Here is a 738-nt window from a genome sequence, read left to right on the forward strand (position 1 = left end):
CTGTCCATCGGCACCCCAGGCCACCAAATCCCCGGTCCGATACATCCGGGTGCCCGGCGCCCCGAACGGGCACGCCATAAACCGCGACGACGTCAGCCCAGACCGGCGCCAATACCCCATCCCGACCCCAGCGCCCGCTACATACAACTCGCCCACCACGCCCGGCGGCACCTGGCGCAACCCCGCATCCAACACGAACAACGCCGCATTTGGTGGCGGCGAGCCGATCGGCACCACATCCGAGCCGGCCTCCAGCGGCGCGCTCATCGCCGCATACACCGTCGACTCGGTCGGGCCGTACCCGTTGACCATCACCCGCCCGGGCGCCCACTGATCCACCAGCGCCGCCGGAACCGCCTCACCGCCCACCACCAATGCCGTGGACTCCAACCCCTCCTGCGGCAACATCGCCAGCGCAGACGGCGTCTGACACAACACACTGACCCGTTGCTCAACCAGCAACGCGTGGAATTCAATTGCTGATGCAACCACCGACTCGGGCGCTATCACCAACCGTCCGCCGTGCAACAACGCTCCGACGATCTCCAACACCGAGAAGTCAAACGCCAACGAGAAGCACTGCGACCACACCTGTCCGGCCTGCGCCAGCCGTTCGTCCAGGGCCATCAAGTGGGCGACGTTGTGGTGGGTGATGGCGACGCCTTTGGGGGTGCCGGTGGTGCCTGAGGTGTAGATCAGGTAGGCGAGATTGTCGGCAGCCGGTTCGGGTAGCGGTGT

General features: G+C 66.4%; 1 protein-coding gene. It reads right to left on the reverse strand.

Annotation, left to right across the window (positions count from 1 at the left end; all coding sequences use genetic code 11):
* The coding region (locus A5651_RS19975) for an AMP-binding protein (protein ID WP_156663083.1) at nt 1-738 on the reverse strand (738 nt) is incomplete at both ends.

Source organism: Mycobacterium sp. 1274761.0 (genome assembly GCF_001668615.1).
GTDB lineage: Bacteria > Actinomycetota > Actinomycetes > Mycobacteriales > Mycobacteriaceae > Mycobacterium.